General features: G+C 60.1%; 14 protein-coding genes. 9 read left to right on the top strand and 5 right to left on the bottom strand.

Annotation, left to right across the window (positions count from 1 at the left end):
- Positions 1-3 precede the first annotated feature (3 nt).
- From moaA to Q4S45_RS15050, 3 genes are all read right to left on the bottom strand, one after another.
- Complete coding sequence (gene moaA / locus Q4S45_RS15060) at positions 4-1,113, bottom strand: GTP 3',8-cyclase MoaA (RefSeq protein ID WP_305505576.1); 1,110 nt, start codon at positions 1,111-1,113, stop codon at positions 4-6.
- Positions 1,106-2,446, bottom strand: a complete 1,341-nt coding sequence (chrA, locus tag Q4S45_RS15055; protein WP_305505574.1) for a chromate efflux transporter — start codon at positions 2,444-2,446, stop codon at positions 1,106-1,108. The genes moaA and chrA overlap by 8 nt, the downstream gene beginning before the upstream one ends.
- Positions 2,447-2,609: 163 nt before the next feature.
- Complete coding sequence (locus tag Q4S45_RS15050; protein ID WP_305505572.1) at positions 2,610-5,597, bottom strand: Rne/Rng family ribonuclease; 2,988 nt, start codon at positions 5,595-5,597, stop codon at positions 2,610-2,612.
- Positions 5,598-6,278: 681 nt separating this feature from the next.
- On the opposite strand from Q4S45_RS15050, the gene Q4S45_RS15045 reads away from it, so the two are divergent.
- Genes Q4S45_RS15045 through Q4S45_RS15030 form a run of 4 tightly spaced genes read left to right on the top strand, consistent with a single transcriptional unit; the run spans position 6,279 to position 9,391 of the window.
- A complete protein-coding gene (locus tag Q4S45_RS15045; protein ID WP_305505570.1) occupies positions 6,279-7,271 on the top strand; it encodes an RluA family pseudouridine synthase in 993 nt (330 codons plus the stop codon).
- Positions 7,272-7,329: 58 nt separating this feature from the next.
- A complete protein-coding gene (locus tag Q4S45_RS15040; RefSeq protein WP_305505568.1) occupies positions 7,330-7,989 on the top strand; it encodes an HAD-IIIA family hydrolase in 660 nt (219 codons plus the stop codon).
- On the top strand, positions 7,989-8,387 hold the full coding sequence (locus tag Q4S45_RS15035; protein WP_305505566.1) for a Rieske 2Fe-2S domain-containing protein: 399 nt from the start codon (positions 7,989-7,991) through the stop codon (positions 8,385-8,387). The genes Q4S45_RS15040 and Q4S45_RS15035 overlap by 1 nt, the downstream gene beginning before the upstream one ends.
- A gap of 23 nt (positions 8,388-8,410) precedes the next feature.
- Entirely contained in the window at positions 8,411-9,391 is a 981-nt protein-coding gene (locus Q4S45_RS15030) for a S49 family peptidase (RefSeq protein ID WP_305505564.1), read from the top strand.
- Between the two features lie 288 nt (positions 9,392-9,679).
- On the opposite strand, the gene Q4S45_RS15025 is transcribed toward Q4S45_RS15030, so the two are convergent.
- Positions 9,680-10,444, bottom strand: coding sequence for a class I SAM-dependent methyltransferase (locus tag Q4S45_RS15025; RefSeq protein WP_305505562.1), 765 nt, complete (start codon positions 10,442-10,444; stop codon positions 9,680-9,682).
- 402 nt (positions 10,445-10,846) lie between these two features.
- On the bottom strand, positions 10,847-11,176 hold the full coding sequence (locus Q4S45_RS15020) for a hypothetical protein (RefSeq protein ID WP_305505561.1): 330 nt from the start codon (positions 11,174-11,176) through the stop codon (positions 10,847-10,849).
- Positions 11,177-11,406: 230 nt separating this feature from the next.
- Here Q4S45_RS15020 and Q4S45_RS15015 point away from each other — a divergent pair, with 230 nt between their 5' ends.
- The 5 genes from Q4S45_RS15015 (at position 11,407) to Q4S45_RS14995 (ending at position 18,675) form a co-directional block, all read left to right on the top strand.
- Positions 11,407-12,117: a pseudouridine synthase gene (locus Q4S45_RS15015; protein WP_305505559.1), complete on the top strand. Its 711-nt coding sequence runs from the start codon at positions 11,407-11,409 to the stop codon at positions 12,115-12,117.
- 593 nt (positions 12,118-12,710) lie between these two features.
- Complete coding sequence (locus Q4S45_RS15010; RefSeq protein WP_305505557.1) at positions 12,711-14,660, top strand: SLBB domain-containing protein; 1,950 nt, start codon at positions 12,711-12,713, stop codon at positions 14,658-14,660.
- An 81-nt stretch (positions 14,661-14,741) separates the two neighbouring features.
- The gene (locus Q4S45_RS15005; protein ID WP_305505555.1) at positions 14,742-15,947 is read left to right on the top strand and encodes a GumC family protein; all 1,206 of its coding nucleotides are present in this window, start codon (positions 14,742-14,744) and stop codon (positions 15,945-15,947) included.
- Positions 15,948-16,065: 118 nt separating this feature from the next.
- On the top strand, positions 16,066-17,139 hold the full coding sequence (locus Q4S45_RS15000) for an EpsG family protein (protein WP_305505553.1): 1,074 nt from the start codon (positions 16,066-16,068) through the stop codon (positions 17,137-17,139).
- A 69-nt stretch (positions 17,140-17,208) separates the two neighbouring features.
- Positions 17,209-18,675, top strand: a complete 1,467-nt coding sequence (locus tag Q4S45_RS14995; protein WP_305505551.1) for a flippase — start codon at positions 17,209-17,211, stop codon at positions 18,673-18,675.
- Position 18,676 lies beyond the last annotated feature (1 nt).

Raw genomic sequence — 18,676 nt, 5'->3', positions numbered from 1 at the left:
GGTTTATCCGCCGATGTAAGACATTTCGACCCGCTTGGGGCCGCGTTCGATACCTGTGGTGTTGATGGTGCGCGTGTCGGAGTAGCGGTCGGCGCGCGCGCGCCACAGCTGCGCGACCGCGCTGGAGATTTCGGCGTCGCTGCGGCCAGTGCGCAGCAGGCCGCGCAGGTCGTGCCCGCGCGTGGCGAACAGGCAGGTGTAGAGCTGGCCCTCGGTCGACAGGCGCGCGCGCGTGCAGTCCTTGCAGAACGACTGGGTGACGCTGGAGATCATGCCGACCTCGCCGCCGCCATCGACGTAGCGCCAGCGCGCCGCGGTCTCGCCGGTGTAGTTGGCGCCGACCGGTTCGAGCGGCATCTCGGCCGAGATGCGGCGCACCACCTCTGCCGACGGAATCACCTCGTCCATGTTCCAGCCGTTCGAGGCGCCCACGTCCATGTATTCGATGAAGCGCAGGATGTAGGGCGTGCCCTTGAAATGGCGCGCCATCGGCACGATCTCCTGATCGTTCATGCCGGCCTTGACGACCATGTTGATCTTGATCGGGCCCAGTCCCACCTTGTGCGCGACGTCGATCCCGTTGAGCACATCGGCGACCGCGAAATCGACGTCGTTCATGCGCTTGAAGGTGGCGTCGTCGAGCGAGTCGAGCGACACGGTGACGCGGTTCAGGCCCGCGTCCTTGAGCGACTGCGCCTTGCGGGCCAGCAGCGATCCGTTGGTCGTGAGCGTGAGGTCGAGCGGGCGGCCGCTGGGCGTGCGCAATTCGGCCAGCATGCCGACCAGCCGTTCGACGTTCTTGCGCAGCAGCGGCTCGCCGCCGGTCAGGCGGATCTTTTCGACGCCGTGGTTGACGAAGATGGAGGCGACGCGGGTGATTTCCTCGAACGACAGCAGCGAGGTGTGCGGCAGGTACTGGTAGTCCTTGTCGAACACTTCCTTGGGCATGCAGTACACGCAGCGGAAATTGCAGCGGTCGGTGACGGAGATGCGCAGGTCGTGCAGCGGGCGCGCGAGGGCGTCGTCGACACGGCCGGTGGGCGATTCGAGGACGGCGGGAATGGCCAGCTGTGGCCTGCGCTCGTCGTTGAGCATAATGATTTTTTCAGCCATGCCAATACGATAGCACGAGGCCGACAACTGCACAGGCGAAGATCAGTTTGATGGTGCCGATTTTGAAGCGGAATAGGGCGACGCAGGCGGCCGCGCCGATCGCCAGCGCGGCGATATTCCAGCGGCCGTCGCGCAGGAACACGTGCTGGCCGAAGAAGACCGCCAGGCTGACGATCACGCCCACCACCGCGGCCGAGATCGCGGTCAGCGGCGCCGTCATGCGCACGTCGCCGCGGGTCGATTCCACCAGCGGGCCGCCGGCCAGGATGAAGATGAACGAGGGCAGGAAGGTGAACAGGGTGGCGACCGTGGCGCCGGCCACGCCGGCCGCCAGCAGCGACGAAGTGCCGAACAGGGCGTGGCTCCAGCCGCCGACGAAGCCCACGAAGGAGACGATCATGATCAGCGGGCCGGGCGTGGTTTCGCCCAGCGCGAGCCCGTCGATCATCTGCGGGCCGGTGAGCCAGTGGTACTGCTCGACGCCGCCCTGGTAAACATAGGGCAGCACGGCATACGCACCGCCGAAAGTCATCAGCGCGGCCTTGGTGAAGAACCAGCCCATCCGCGCGAGCACGCCCGCAGGCCCGAAGCACAGGGCCAGCAGCAGCCAGGCGCCGGCGCCGATGGCAACGCCGGCCAGCACGACGCGCGCGAGATGCGGCATCGAGAAGCGCGCGTGGCCGGGCGTTGGCGTGTCGTCGTCGATCAGGGCCAGGCCGTACGACGCCTGCTTGCCGGGCTGGCGGCCGCCGACCTGGAACCACGCCGGCCACCAGCGCCCGCCGGCCAGGCCGATGCCGGCCGCGCCCAGCACGATCAGGGGGAAGGGCAGGCCGGCCAGGGCGATTGCGCAGAAGGCGGCGAGGGCGATGGCGATGAGCACCGGGTTTTTCAGGGTGCGGCTGCCGATGCGCCACGCAGCGGCCAGGACGATCGCCACCACTGCAGGCTTGATGCCGTTCATGATGCCGGCCACCGCGGGCAAGCTGCCGAAGGCCATGTAGATCCACGAGAGCGCCATCAGGATCAGCAGCGAGGGCAGCACGAACAGCACGCCGGCGATGATGCCGCCGCGTGTCTTGTGCAGCAGCCAGCCGATGTAGATGGCGAGCTGGGTCGCTTCGGGGCCGGGGAGCAACATGCAGTAGTTCAGCGCGTGCAGGAAGCGCTGCTCGGAGATCCAGCGGCGCCGCTCGACCAGCTCGGCGTGCATCAGCGCGATCTGGCCGGCCGGACCGCCGAAGCTGATGAAGCCGAGCTTGAGCCAGTACCAGAAGGCTTCGCGCAGGGTGACGTCGGCGGGGCGGGTGTCTGGCGTGGAGGCGTTAGTCATTGATGGCGTAAGCGTTAAAAATGGCTGCTTAATGCGCCGCGGCCCAAGGGCGGGACTCGGCGTCCCCGTCGCTCCGTCGGACCTGCCCCCCGGGGTTGGTCGGCGCCGCGGATAAAAAAAGGGAAGCACGCGGCTTCCCTTTTTCATCAGGCTACTTCACTTGTTACTGACGAGTGTCGATCTGGATCAGTGGCTCGTCCACTGGCGGCGGGAGCGGCTTGCGCTCGCGCGGCACACGTACCGGCGGGGCAACCTTGGCCGCCGCTTCCTGGGCTGCACGCAGCTTTTCAGGATCGGTCGCAGCCAGGACCAGGCCAGCCGAACCCAGCATTTCGTTCAGGTCGGCCATCGGCGCCGGCGCTGGCGTTGGTGCTGGTGCTGCAGCAACAACTGGCGCTGGCGCTGCAACTGGCTCCGGTGCTGGCGCAACTGCGACTGGCTCCGGCTGCGCCACTGGCGCTTGCTCGACTGCCGGCGCAGCAACTTCTTCCGGAATCGTCTGGACGGCGATCGGGGCTGCCACCACGCGCTCTTCAGCGACGGGCTCGGCGGCCACCGGCGCTTCCGGCGTGAACAGCGGCGCTTGCACAGGTGCAGGCGCGGCGACCGGCGCTTCAGCAACGACCGGCGTCTCGACTTTCGGTTCCGGCGCTGGCGCTGGAGCGATTTCGATCGCCTCGGCAATCACATATTCCGACACCGGCTCCGGCGCGGCAACTGCCGCGGCGGCGATTTCCTGGTCCGCTACCGGGGTGAATGCTGGGGCAGCAACTGCCGCTGGCGCTTGTTCCGCACCCTCGGTTTCGCCTTCCGCGCCTTCAACGCCCTCGACCTGGTCGCGGTCGCGGCGATTGCGGTTGCGGCCGCCACGACGACGACGGCGGCGCGGCTCATCGCCGCCGGCTTCGACTTCGATCTCTTCGCCGTTCGGGCCGATGGTGGTGACCATCTTGACCGGTTGCGGCGCCGCTTCCTGGATGCCTTCAGGACCTTGCGACTCCACCGTTGGCGCTACCAGCGCTTCGGCTGCAACAACTTCCTCGGCCTTGGTTTCGGTGACGACGGCACGGTAGTCGGCGCGTTCGCGCGGTGCACGCACCGGGCGCTCGCCACGCTCGGGACGCTCGCCGCGTTCGGCGCGCGGTGCGGCCGGCGCTGCGCTTTCCACCTGCTCACGCGGTTCGCGCGGCGGACGTGGCTCGCGCGGTGGACGCGGAGGACGCGCGGCGCGGGTTTCGCCTTCGGCCGCTTTCACGGTCTCGTCGGCTGCACCTTGCTTGGCTTCACGCGGTTCACGCTCTTTCTTGTCGCCACGGTTGCGGCCACGCGGGCCACGGCCGTTGCGGTCGCCGCCGCGCTCGCCCGATGCGGCCGGCTTGACTGGCGCTGCCACCGGCGCTGGCGCCGCGACAACTGGCGCTGCCTTCTTGCCCATGAAGAAGTTGATGATCTTGTCGAGGAAGCTTTCCTCGGCCGGCGCTGTCAGCACGGGTGCGACCACGGCTGGCGCCTTGACCGGCTCGGAGCGGTCGACGATAGGCGCAGGCTGGGCCGGGGTGATCGTCTTGACGACGGCTTCCTGGCGCGGCTTGACGTCTTCCTTCTGGCGCTTGCTGTAGGCCATGTCCGTGTCGGCCTTCTCGGCCAGGTTGTAGCTGGCCTGGCTGTCTTCGAGGCGCGGATCGTCGTGCTTGATGCGCTCGAGCTTGTAGTGCGGGGTGTCGAGGTGCTTGTTCGGGATCAGGATCACGCCGATGCGGTGGCGGTTCTCGATCTTCAGCACTTCGCCACGCTTCTCGTTCAGCAGGAAAGCGGCGACGTCAACCGGCACCTGGACGTGGATGGTGGCCGAGTTTTCCTTCATCGCCTCTTCCTGGATGATGCGCAGGACTTGCAGGGCGGACGATTCGGTATCGCGGATGTGGCCGGTGCCCGAGCAGCGCGGGCAGGTCACGTGGGAGCCTTCGGACAGCGACGGACGCAGGCGCTGGCGCGACAGTTCCATCAGGCCGAAGCGCGAGATCTTGCCCATCTGGACGCGGGCGCGGTCGTGGTGCAGCGCGTCTTTCAGGCGGGTTTCCACCTCGCGCTGGTTCTTCGCCACTTCCATGTCGATGAAGTCGATGACGATCAAGCCGCCCAGGTCGCGCAGGCGCAGCTGGCGCGCCACTTCTTCGGCCGCTTCGCAGTTGGTGTTGAAGGCGGTCGTTTCGATGTCGGAGCCGCGGGTCGCGCGCGCCGAGTTGACGTCAACGGACACCAGCGCTTCGGTGTGGTCGATCACGATGGCGCCGCCCGATGGCAGCGGCACGGTGCGCGAGTACGCGGTTTCAATCTGGTGCTCGATCTGGAAGCGCGAGAACAGCGGCACGTCGTCGCTGTAGCGCTTGACGCGGTGCACCATGTCGGGCATCACGTGGCTCATGAACTGATGGGCCTGCTCGTAGATGTCGTCGGTGTCGATCAGGATCTCGCCGATGTCCGGCTGGAAGTAGTCGCGGATCGCGCGGATCACCAGCGACGATTCCTGGTAGATCAGGAAAGCGCCCTTGCCCTGGTTGCCGGCGCCTTCGATCGCGCGCCACAGTTGCATCAGGTAGTTCAAGTCCCACTGCAGCTCTTCGACGTTGCGGCCGATGCCGGCGGTGCGGGCGATCACCGACATGCCTTGCGGCAGGTCGAGCTTGTCCATGGTCTCGCGCAGTTCCTGGCGCTCTTCGCCTTCGACGCGGCGCGACACGCCGCCGCCGCGCGGGTTGTTCGGCATCAGGACCAGGTAGCGGCCGGCCAGCGACACGAACGAGGTCAGGGCCGCGCCCTTGTTACCGCGCTCTTCCTTCTCGACCTGGACCATGATTTCCTGGCCTTCGCGCAGGGCATCCTTGATCGACGCGGTGCGCACATCGACGCCTTCGCGGAAGTAGGTGCGGGCGACTTCCTTGAACGGCAGGAAGCCGTGGCGGTCTTCGCCGTAGCTGACGAAGCACGCCTCGAGCGACGGCTCGATGCGGGTGATGACACCCTTGTAAATGTTGGATTTGCGCTGTTCGCGCCCGGCGGTTTCGATATCGATGTCGATCAGCTTCTGGCCGTCGACGATGGCTACGCGCAGTTCTTCTTGCTGCGTAGCGTTAAACAACATACGTTTCATTTTTATAGGCTCCACGGCACGAGGCCGTTCCAGGCCGCTTTGTCAGGGCGGCACAATTGTCACGGGATGTACGCGGGGAGCAGGGTTTGGAGGGTGGGTATGCCTTTACGCACGGCGCAGCAACGACTTTGCATTGCGGCCGCGACAGGGCGCGGTGGGGTCGATCGACATGCCGAGTGCACGCATCACCTGCAACTGTCCTGATTGCTGCCCGGTCGAACCGGGGCACAGGACCAGCCAGGCGGTGAGCAGATCAACGAGCCAAACCGTAGCCAGCGAACAACCTAAGACTTCGAACCACAGGCGATTATTCCGCCATTATTCTCAAGCCTTTGGGATGAGGCTTACATCGGGTCGGGCGAAAACGACAAGCGTTATCGACGCCATCATCTGGCGAGCTGGCCCTGCGGGACAGCTTGCCAGTACTTATCCTTACAATTCCAAACTATCCATTTCCGGCAACCTTGCGCGTTATCCGATTACAACAACGGTGCAACCTTGATTCGCGCAGGGCTGTGCGTACACGATTTTCCATCGAATTTGCAATTTGGCGAGGCCGATGGAGACGCCCCTGTGTAAAATATCGTTTTAATTCTTACACCAGCAGAGGTTTGACCGCCGCCTGTCGATTATATATTCAAAATGAAGGACTTAGAGAGAATTTCTGGGAAGACAGGACAAATGAAGATGCAAAGCGATGTTGTTCCCCCTTCATCGGGCAATCAGCCCCAGGCGCAGTTTGTCACAATTACCGAAGAAGAGGCCGGCCAGCGGATCGATAACTACCTGCTGCGCGTCTGCAAGGGCGTGCCGAAGAGCCACGTCTACCGCATCCTGCGCTCGGGCGAAGTACGGGTCAACAAGGGGCGAATCGACCAGTTGTACCGGCTCGAGAGCGGGGACGTGGTGCGCATCCCGCCGGTGCGCATCGCCGAAAAGGCCGCCCCCACCGCGCCCGGCGCCGAGTTCGCCATCCTGTACGAGGACGCCCACCTGCTCGTCATCGACAAGCCCTGCGGCACCGCGGTGCATGGCGGCTCAGGCGTGTCCTACGGCGTGATCGAGCAGTTGCGCGCGTCGCGCCCGGACGCCAAGTTCCTCGAACTGGTGCACCGGCTCGACCGCGAGACGTCCGGCGTGCTGATGCTGGCCAAGAAGCGCTCGGCGCTGACCAACTTGCACGAGCAGATGCGCGACGGCCTGACCGACAAGCGCTACCTGACGGCGGTGGGCGGCGACTGGAAGAACGCCCGCCAGCACATCAAGCTGCCGCTGCACAAGTTCACCACGGCCGACGGCGAGCGCCGGGTCTGCGTGCAGGCCGGCGGCATGGAGTCGCACACGGTGTTCACGCTGCTGCGCAAGTGGCCGAATATCGCGCTACTCGAAGCCGAGCTCAAGACGGGGCGCACGCACCAGATCCGGGTGCACCTGGCCTCATCGGGCTTTCCGATCCTGGGCGACGACAAGTACGGCGATTTTGCGCTGAACCGCCAGCTGCTCAAGGCCGACGCCACGCGCGGCGCGCTCAAGCGCATGTTCCTGCATGCGCACCAGATCACGTTTACCCACCCCGAATCTGGCAAGCAGGTGACCATTAACGCGCCGTTGCCGGCAGAATGCGAGCGTTTCTTGGTAAGCTTGGGGAAACCGCTTAGTATTGCGCAGCGCTGACACGGCGCGCATCCGACAATCCCTGGAAGGAGCCGGCCGCCACAAGCGGCCGCAAAACATGGCAAGAAAGCAATTTGACCTGATCGTTTTCGATTGGGACGGCACCCTGATGGACAGCACCTCGACCATCGTCAAGAGCATCCAGGCGGCGGCGCGCGACCTCGGCCTGCCGGTTCCGCGCGACGAACAGGCCTCGCATGTGATCGGCCTGGGCCTGCACGAGGCGATGCAGGCCGTGTTCCCCGGAATCGAACCGGCCCTGTACGCGAAGCTGGTCGAGCGTTATCGCTTCCATTTCCTGACGAAGGACCCGGAACTGGTGCTGTTCGACGGCGTACGCGAGATGTTGACCGAACTTAGCCAGAATGGCTACTTCCTGGCGGTGGCGACCGGCAAGAGCCGAGTGGGCCTCAATCGGGCGCTGAACGCGGTCGGGCTGCTGTCGCTGTTCCACTCGACCCGCTGCGCCGACGAAACGTTTTCCAAGCCGCATCCGGCGATGCTGCAGGAACTGACCCGCGAACTGGGCCAGGACCTGAAGCGCACCGTGATGATCGGCGACACCACGCACGACCTGTTGATGGCCAACAACGCCGGCGCGGCCGGCATCGCCGTCGAATACGGCGCCCACCCGGTCGAGCAGTTGCAGTCGTGCCAGCCGCTGTTTTCGGCGCCGACCGTAGCCCACCTGCACGAGTGGCTGAGCGGGAACGCCTGATGACGGGGGAGGCGGCCGACAAGCTTTTCATCTGCGAGGGTGACGCCGTGCTCGAAGGCGGGCGCGGGGTGCGCTTCGCCGTCACCGCGTTCGGCGACGAGGCGACCGGCTTCGTGGTGCGCTACGGCGGCGCCGTGTACGGCTACCTGAACCGCTGCGCCCACGTGCCGATCGAGCTCGACTGGGCCGAAGGCGAATTTTTCGAGTCCAGCGGGCTGTTCCTGATGTGTTCGACGCACGGCGCCATCTACGTGCCCGAGACCGGCCAGTGCGCCGGCGGGCCGTGCAAGGGCGGGCGGCTGCGGCCGATCGCCGTCCGCGAAGAGCTTGGCAAGATCTACTGGCAGCCGGACGAGTTCATCAAGCCGCCCCGGGTCATTCCGATTCAACCCATTTAACGACGAGCAAGAAGCGACGATCTATGAGCGACAACCCGAGCAGTCCGCCGCCTGGCGAACCGATCAACGCCAACTGGGAGCGTGAAACCCTGGAAAAGCTGCTGTTTGCCACCGTCAAGGAGCAGCGCGCGGCGCGCCGCTGGAGCATCTTCTTCAAGCTGCTGACGCTGGGCGTGATCATCTTCGCGCTTTGGGCGTATTTCGATTTTTCCACCGGTACCGACATCGAGGCGCTGGGCCGCCATACCGCCCTGATCGAGATCAATGGCAGCATCGAGTCGGAGGGCAGCGGCTCGGCCGACAACGTGATTCCGTCGCTGAACAAGGCGTTTTCCGACGCCGGCTCGGCCGCGATCGTGCTGCGGATTAACAGCCCGGGCGGCAGCCCGGTCCAGGCCGGCATGATCGTCGACGAGATCGTGCGCCTGCGCAAGGGCTATCCGAACAAGCCGCTGTACGTGGTGGTGGACGAAATCTGCGCCTCGGGCGGCTATTACATTGCCGCGGCGGCCGACAAGATCTACGTCAACAAGGCCAGCATCGTCGGCTCGATCGGCGTGCTGATGGACGGCTTCGGCTTCACCGGCACCATGGAGAAGCTCGGCGTTGAGCGGCGTTTGCTGACGGCGGGCGAAAACAAGGGCTTTCTCGATCCGTTCAGCCCGCAGTCGGACAAGCACAAGGCGCACGCCCAGGCGATGATCAACGAAATCCACCAGCAATTCATCAGCGTGGTGCGCACGGGCCGCGGCAAGCGCCTGAAGGAAACCCCGGACATGTTCTCCGGCCTGTTCTGGAGCGGCGCGAAGGCGATCGAGATGGGGCTGGCGGACGGCTACGGCAGCGTCGACAGCGTCGCGCGCGAAGTGGTCAAGGTGGAGGACATCGTCGATTACACCGCCCACGAAGGCCTGCCGGAGCGGGTGCTGAAAAAATTCGGCGCCGCGGTGGGCGCCGGCGCGGTGAAGTCGGTGTACCACGGCGCCAGGCCGGCGCTGCGCTGAACGCAACGTCAATTTTCTCCTTGTAAGTCCGGTCAATTGTTCTATATTGAACCCGTAGTTCATCCAAGGGGGGCAATATAATAAGTTCAGTATTTTTTCATCATAAATTCGAACCGAACTACTGACTGCATCGCTGATGCGGGATCGAGAGAATTTAAATTCCTCAAAAAATGTCTCCGCAGGGGACGTGGAACGGCGGCGCAATGCCGCCGTTTCTTTTTGTGCTACGTCAACGTTTATTGTCAAATGGCACGTAAATAATGTTGCCGCCGATTCACCGAGCTGCGATTAATTGTATGTCGAAAGAGCCGTCGACACTTGGTCCCTGGTCCACAAGCACATCTGGCGCTCCGGTTCCGGAGCCATCCAGTCATCTATGCGGAATAGCGGGGCGGCAGGGAAGTTGTAGGGCGCGGATAAGAGATCGATCAGCCTGAAATCGCCGGTCAAGATGTTCCTGTTTTCAATGTCAGGTTGCGTGTGGGTAGTCGTTAGCAAATAAGGAATTCCGGAATCGACAAAGTTTTTGAGAACAGATTTGGTGTCCGCGAACGAAAGGTGAAAGAGGCAATCCCGGCAGATCATCAGGTCAGCTTTTGGGAAGCTGTCCTCGATCAAATTGATATGAATGAATGACACTTTGTCGTTTTTGTATTTTTCGCTGTGCGATTCGATCATTGGTCGAACGATATCGCCACCGATGTACTCCACGTCTACCCGGGGCAACAAATGCTGCATCCAGTTGAAGTCGCCACAGGGCGCATCGAACACGGTCTTGATCGACAAGCTGGCGAACAGCTTGGGCAGTTCCTTCCGCAGATTTTCGGTGTATTCCAGCGTGGATCCCGCCCCACTGGCACTTTCGTTGCTGTGCCAATGGTTAGTACTATAAATCCAGGTAAATTTGTCTTCGGTAGACTGATTAGGAAGAACATTCTTGATGAAGTTCCGTTGTCTCAGGGAGTGGACAGGGTAACTGACAACTTTCCCGGCAGTCTTGAAAACCCCTTCGGTGCGGAGCGAATTGCTGAACTTTTTGAGCAGAGTGGACATTAAGCGAATCCATTTCATTGGAACGGCTGATGGGTGCAACAAAATCGCCCGGGTAGGGGAAGGGTCCAAAAAAACGCAAGTTCAAGCGGGCAGCGTATGGAATACTACGGTTCGCCTAAATGGCTCCCATCAAAGCTTCCCTGGCGTGCACTCGTACGCGCACGGAAAAAATGTGCACGGACTTCGCAATCACGGAGGATAGCAGCGATCTGTCGGGAGGTTCGGGCCGAGTTCGGCTTCAAATCAGGCTTGCAAGAATAATACTGTGGCGAGATCGCTATCGTAAAGAATAATTTTGAAGCATGCATGCGAAGTGATTCTGCCAGTCAGCGCAGGTGTCAAGGGTTCTGATCGTCTGCGCTCGAGGGCTGCCGTGTGCGGACACGCCATCCTTGTTTCGCCTCAGGACGCAGCCGACGGGATATCGGTACCTGCCGGTTCGGCCACGGGAGCGCTGATCGTATACATGGCCGGAGCCAGCTCGGTGCAATCGTCGGGATACTGGGCGAACCCGCCGCGCCCCAGCCATTGCTGGAAGTTGTTCTGGTATTCAGCGTACCAGTCGGCCTGCGCCATCTGGGGCGCCGCACCGGTATCAGCCCAACGCGCGATCGCCAGGCGCGCGGCGAACAGCGCCGACTGCGCAAGGGCGACGCGGAAATGGGCCTCGGCATGCGAAACGGAGAAGGAGTCGTACCGGTCATCTCCGCTGCAGTAGTTGTCGATGGTCATGTCGTCCTCATGGTGGTTGCTGGGTTAGGTTATCCTACCGCTGAGGTAGGGGATTTACTGAGTTACCGTTAGGCCGATTCCTAACGAGGTTTCACTGTACCAACGGATGCGGTCGAAAGCTTGATCTTTGTCAAACGTGTGGCATGCACCGCAAAAAAATTCACCCTCTTGCAAATCGTCACCGCGGCGGCGGCTGACGAGGGACATGCGCTTCTGTTAAAGTCTCGCGCATGAGCAAATTATCCCTGGACCGCATCCTCCAATCGCAAGGCTTCGGCACGCGGAAATACTGTCGCGCGCTGATCGAAGACGGCGAGGTCGCCGTCAATGGCGCTCCGCATTCCAATTACAAGACGACGTTCGACACAGAAGACCTGGTATTGACCATTTTTGATGAAGAATGGGCCTACCGCGAACACGTGTATCTCGCGCTGAACAAGCCGGCCAATTTCGAATGCTCGCGCAAACCCAGCCACCATCCCGGCGTGCTGACCTTGCTCCCGGAGCAATTTACCTGGCGCGAAGTGCAGCCGGTCGGCCGACTCGACCACGATACCACCGGTATGCTCCTGATGTCCGACGATGGGCCGTTTATCCATGCGCAATCGTCGCCGAAGCGACACGTTCCGAAAATTTACCAAGCCACGACCCAGGATCCGGTGACCCCGGAGCTGGTGGCCCAGCTGCTGGCCGGCGTGAAGCTGCACGACGAGCCGGCGCCGCTGGCGGCCGTCACCTGCATCGAGCGCGGCGAGCACCAGCTCGAAATCGTGCTCGAGCAAGGCAAGTATCACCAGGTCAAGCGCATGCTGGCGGCGGCCGGCAACCATTGCGTGGCACTGCACCGTTCGGCGATCGGCGGCCTGACGCTGGCATCGCTGGGCATCGCCGAAGGGGAGTGGTGCTATCTCGACCAGAGTCAACTGGACTTGCTGCGATGAATCGCGCGAGGCTGACGAGAGAACACCGCGACAGCGCCAGTACGCTCCCATGCCTTACCACGCTGTCGGGCCTGCGCGACACTGTGCTTCAGGCCATGAAACCGATCTGACTAATTTCATAGCGATCGCGCCTGCTCCACTCAGTTAGCCTGCGACTCGAGTCCATTGAAGAGCAACCCCGGTACGCTGTGTGTTGTATGTGGCGCGGACTGGCGTTTCGATTCATTTCTGCGACCATAATTATGCTGCTTGATGGTAAAATCCGACCCGGTTGTCAAGCTAAGCAAGACATTGTCACAAAGATAGCGCACGTTTTGGTGAATTTGCCCGTTTGGATTATTTCATATTTGGCATGTCTCCACCTCCTTCGATATCTGTTCTGCGGTATCGGTACATGGCGAAGTTAACCGCGCAATGTGGTTTTTGCATGTGAATTTCGCATCGGGAACCTTTTGAAAACGATGTGACGAGCGTGCGTTGCCGTCTTGTGAGGTAGAGCCCTTATCCCAGCTGGATTGAGCACGGCTCTTTTTGAGTCGATGGACAATTGTGTCGTCCCATCAATATCGTAAACTTATCCTGAAAAGGACCGCATGCGTAAGAAAAATTGGTTCGTCGCTAACGTAAGGCAGCTGGCCGTTGTCGGAAGCGTCATTGGTTTGCTTTCGGCACAGGCCGGCGCGCAGTCGTTCAATCAGCCCGTTGAGATGCCCAGGTCGCAAAATGCGCCCTCCGCGTCCCCGAATTTGCCTGAAGGTACGGTCGACCGGGCAACCCCGGCCGAGCGCAGTTTGCCGAATATCGTCGGCACCGTTCCCCAATCGCGGCAAACTATGGACGCGCAACGCACAGTGCGTACTTCAAAGCCGTCCGGCGATGACAGCAAGGGTCCGCGGAACGCTTTCGATTTGTATGCGGAAACCGCTACCGGTTCGCGCCTTGAATTATTCGGTAAAAGTTTGTTCACCGATGTGCCGACTACCTTCGCGCCATTCGATACGGCTCAGGTGAATGCCGATTACGTGATCGGTACCGGAGACGAAATCCAGATTCGTGGCTGGGGCATGGTCAATATTGATGTGACCGCAGTGGTAGATCGCAATGGCGGGATTTATATTCCTCGCGTCGGATCGGTTAAAGTTGCGGGGGTGAAATATCGCGATTTACAAGCTTATCTGAAACAGGCGATCAGCAAAGTCTTCAGCAATTTCGAACTGACCGCGAGCATTTCGCAGACTCGCGCGGTGCAGATTTATGTGGTCGGGCATGCCGTTCGTCCTGGCACCTACACGCTCAATTCGATGAGCACCTTGCTCAATGCGCTTTTCACGTCGGGTGGCCCTGCCACTTCCGGTTCGATGCGCAATATTCAGCTCAAACGCGGCAGCGCGATCGTGACCACATTCGACTTGTACGACATGCTGGTTAAGGGCGACAAGAGTCGTGATGTTTCGATTCGCGACGGCGACGTGATTTACATTCCGGAAGTGGGCCCGCTGGTCGCACTGACGGGCAATGTCAAGACGCCGGCAATTTTCGAGCTTAAAGGTCCCGCATCCTTGGCCGACCTTGTCGGTTGGGCCGGCGGGATCGACTCTGCGGCAGAGCAGCAGAAGGTGGTTGTCGAGAAAACCGTTGGCAACGTTTACCAGACGGTGGCGCAGTTCGATGCCGCCACGACGTCAGTCAACAGCGGCCTGGCTTCGGTGCCTGTCAAGCCGACCGATGTGTTCCGCGTATTTGCCCCTGGAGCGGTGCCGATTCAGGCGCGAGTGCAAAACGAGTTTGTGCGAGTTTCCGGTGAAGTGAACCAGAGTGGCATGCTGCAAATCCGCAAAGGCGAAACCTTGCGTGAATTGATGGCGCGTCTTGGCGGCGTCTCCGACATGGGCTATTTGTATGCGACCCAAGTGAACCGCGAATCGGTTAGGCGCGCTCAGCAATTAAAACTGAACGAAATTGCGGACCGTTTCGAACGCGATATTGAGTCGGCTGCGACCGCACGTGTGAGCGGATCGACCGACAAGGACGCCATTGCCCTTCAGGCCTCTGAACTTGAGCGCCAGCGCGGGGTCGCGCAGAAACTGCGCACCGTAAAGGCCGAGGGCCGCATCGTCCTGGAGCTGGACGACAGTAACGCGCAAGTGAAAAATTTGCCTGATTTGCCCTTGCAGGACGGCGACTCCATTTATGTGCCCCGCAAGCCTGGCACAGTGGAAGTGCTGGGCGCGGTGTTCCAGTCGAATTCGTTTATCTATAAGCCACATCGTAGCGTCAAGGACTATATGCTGCTCGCCGGTGGGGTAACCGAATCGGCCGATCCTTCGGAAGTTTATGTCATTCGCGCCGACGGCACGGCCAAGAGCAGCCGGGGCATGGGTTGGTTCAGTGGTGTCGGTGGGGCGATTGTCAATCCGGGCGACACCATTGTTGTCCCCGAGAAGATCGACCGCAGCACCTTCCGCCAGAGCCTAAAAGAATGGACGGCGATCTTCTATCAATTTGGTTTGGGCGCAGCCGGACTGAAAGTTTTGAAAAATTAAGTCGCGGACGGACGGTCTGGACGGGGATTGATGCTCTGTCCGGCCTTTCCGTGTCGGCTGTGGAAACCATATCGAGAATTGATGATGCCTGATCACGCAGTCCCGAGTACCAATTTGCCGCTCCGCAAAGATGCCGAGTTCAGCATGCTGGACGTTGCAATTGTTGTCGCGAAACGCAAGAAATTTATTGTCAGCTCAATGCTCGTCGCGGCCGTGCTTGCCGCCGGTGTGAGCTTGCTGATTCCGAATACATATACGGGCACTGCCCAAATCCTGCCGCCGCAACAGCAGTCCGGAGCGTCTGCGCTGCTGGGCCAGCTGAGCAGTTTGGGTGGCTCCGTGGGGCAATCGCTTGGGGTGAAGAACCCCAACGACACCTACGTGGCGATGCTCAATAGCCGCACCGTGAGCGACAACCTGATCAAGCGATTCGACTTGTCCCACGTGTACGACAAGGAGTCGCCGACGGATCTTCGCACCGAATTGGCACTGCGATCGACGATTTTCAGTGGCAAGGATGGCGTGATTAGCATCCAGGTCGACGACAAGAATCCAAAGCGGGCAGCGTTGCTGGCCAACGGGTATGTGCAGGAGTTGCAAAAACTGACGCAGACACTGGCGGTGACTGAGGCGTCGCAGCGGCGCCTGTTCTTCGAAAAGCAGTTGATCCTGGCGAAGGAAGGGCTTGCGAACGCCGAAGCCGCATTGAAAGCCGTACAGGAAAAGACTGGCCTGATTCAACTGACGGGACAGGCCGAGGCCGTGATTCGGGCCGCCGCGGAATTGAAGGCCCAGATCGGCGCAAAAGAGGTAGCGCTGGGGGCGATGCGTACCTTCGCGACCAACAATAATCCGGAAATCGTGAAACTCGAACAAGAACTCACCGGCATGCGCCAGCAGCTGAGGAAATTAGAGACCGGAATGAATGCCGGGCATGGCGACGTATCGGTGTCGACCAGCCAAGTTCCGCAAGCTGGCCTGGAATACATCCGGAAGGTGCGAGATGTCAAGTATTACGAAACCGTTTTCGAACTGATCGCAAAGCAATTTGAACTGGCGAAAATTGATGAGGCCAAAGAAGGCTCGATCATCCAGGTGCTCGACAGTGCAATCGAACCGGACAAAAAGACCAAGCCTGCGCGGTCGATCATCGTCCTGGTCGCAGCGTTACTCGGACTGCTGCTCGCGGCGGGCAAAGCGGTTCTGGACGAAGTCTTGAGCAAATCGGACGCTGGGCAACGCGCCCGCCTGAGCGCGCTGCGCGATTCGTTGCGCTGGAAATCATAGCCGTGTGTCAGCGGCGCCGGGACGGCGCGGCGATTCCTTGACTGGGCTCGGAGTCATGCGGGGTGCTGCAAATAGCGCCGCCGCAACTTGAGCGCGGCTAACATCTATCAGACCAGACATGCACTATTTATTGGCCAATTCACTGCTGATGCTTCTCCTCCCCGTGCGCAGGGTGAGCGTGAGCGCAGTCCTGATGCTGGCCGTCCTGATGGGCGCGTTCACGATCGTGTATATGAACGGTTCGCCGGATTACAAAGGGTATCTGACTTACTTTCTTTGCTCGCAGAATCAATTTTGCTTGAAAGACGGCACGCTGAATTTCGAAACAAGTTATGTAATCATTTCGAATATTTTCTTTGCGCTGTTTTACAAAGTGGGCGGGCCGTGGGTGGTGGCGTTCTATTCGTCGCTGGCGCTGTTTATGAAATTGTTTATCCTGCGCTCCCACGCCAGCCACTTTGGCGTTGCGCTGATGGTGTACGCGACCTATGCATGGTACGTGCAGGAGATGACGCAGATTCGGATCGGTTTGGCGATTGCGTTTTATTGGTTGGCGGTGCTTCACGGCAGTCGCAGAGAAATGTGGCGCAGTGCAATATTTTTTATGGCCGCGGTATTCTTCCATAAATCGACGTTGGTCGGCGCAGTGTATTTTGTTTTTCCGTTCATTCAAGCCAGTTCTGCAAAGATTTTTAAATTTTGCGTTGCGGGAAGCGCGGTTGGTTTGCTCGTGTCGGGTACTCCGCAGTTTTTGAAGTTTATGTTTGCGATCGGGGGCGTTGATCCCCGGATCTCCGTCTATTCCGAAGCTGTCGGAAACATCGTGTCGTCCACAAATTATCTGACGGTTTATTTCGCGGCCAGCCTGGTCATGTTGGCGATCTATGCGCTGGTGGTGCCCGACGAGGAAGCGACCCAGTTCGAAATTTATAGTTTCCGATTGGCGTGCATCGGCTTGCTGTATTACGCATTTCTCTATTGGGTACCTACCGTCGGCTTGCGGGGATTCGAGTTTTTCTTATGCCTGATGCCCTTTATTGCAGCGGCGGCGTTCCGTACCACACAGAGTTATGTGATAAAGGCTGTGCTGATCGGTCTTGCGGTATTGATTTTTTATAATTTGGTGATTCGCAATGGCACCCGTCTTGATTTTGTTTTGCCAGGCCAGGCGCAGGAACAATGGATGGAATAAGGTTGTTTTCGCGGCTTAGGCCGGGTGTTCCGGTTGTATCACGAGATGAATGGATGATAGTGCGGTCCTATGGTAGTTAAAAACACGGTATATAACCTCGCAGGACTTGGTCTGCCGCTGCTGGTTGCGCTTGGGGCAATGCCGATGCTCATCCATAATTTGGGCGATGCGCGCTTCGGCGTGTTGACCCTGATCTGGGCGGTGGTGAGTTATTTTGGCCTATTCGACCTCGGACTGGGGCGTGCGCTCACGCAGCAACTGTCGGTGTTCATCGCCGAAAAGCGCGAGCGCGAGATTCCTACGCTGGTGTACTCCAGCGTACTCGTGCTGAGCGGACTGGGCGTGGTAGCGGGGGTGTTGATGTGGGTTGGCGCGTCGTGGGGTGCGCAGCGCATTTCGTTCCATGGTGACTTGCGAGAAGTGATCGGATCGATTCGGGTCATGGCCATCGCCATGCCCTTCATCGTGCTGACCTCGGGCTTGCGCGGCATCCTTGAAGCCAGGTCGGCGTTCAAGATCATTAATTTGATCCGTCTCCCTATGGGAATTTTCACCTTTTTGGGACCATTGGTCGCTGTGCTCTGGATCAAGAATGATCTGGTGTTTGTCACGCTGGTGCTCACGGTTGGCAGGGTGGTCGCTTGTGTGGTGCACGGGTATTACGCTTACCTGCAAATACCCGGGTGCCTTTCGGACCGGAAGTTTAATGGAGGCGCGATCAAGGAATTGATGTCCTCCGGCGGCTGGATGACGGTCAGCAATATCGTGAGCCCGTTGATGGGCTACCTGGATCGTTTTTTGATCGGGATTACAATCTCGGCCGCGGCGGTGGCGTATTACGTAACGCCGAATGAAATGATCACCAAACTGTGGATCATTCCGAGCGCCCTGACTGCGGTGATTTTTCCAAAGTTTGCAGTCGAAATTGCAGCGCGAAGCACGAACGCCGGGAAGTTGTTCCGAAAATCGGTGATGGTGCTTTTCCTGACACTGTATCCGATCACCTTGGCATTGGCGCTGTTTGCCCATGAAATCCTGCAGGTGTGGGTGGGTCCGGTCTTTGCGCAACACAGTTATGTCGCGATGCAGATCTTTTCGTTCGGAATACTTGTAAATTGTCTGGCGCATATTCCCTTCGTATTGATTCAGAGTGCAGGTAAGTCCAGGATCACTGCAATCGTGCACGTGCTCGAATTCGTGCCATTTGCGATTGTTTTATGGTTTCTTTCCGTTAATTTCGGCATAATCGGCGCCGCCGTCGCCTGGTTGCTGCGAATGGTAATCGACACCGGCGTCTTTTTTGCGATCGCCGGGCGCATTGTCGGCAAGGAAAGGATGGACTTTGGAAGGCTTTCGACCCTGTGTGCTCTGGTCGTCATCTCGTTTCTTGCCGGCACGTTGGCAAATGAATTGGTGAAAGCATTGATTTTCGTCGGTTCTTGCCTGGTTATTTATTGTTTTACCTGGTTTTTCCTCGCATCCGAGGAGGACCGTAGCTGGGTCGGTGCGCTTGCGCGCCGATCCCCATTGACTTGAT

This window comes from Massilia sp. R2A-15, assembly GCF_030704305.1.
In the GTDB taxonomy this organism is placed as follows: Bacteria; Pseudomonadota; Gammaproteobacteria; order Burkholderiales; family Burkholderiaceae_D; genus JAFCUW01.
This window is presented reverse-complemented; position numbering and strand designations above follow the sequence as displayed.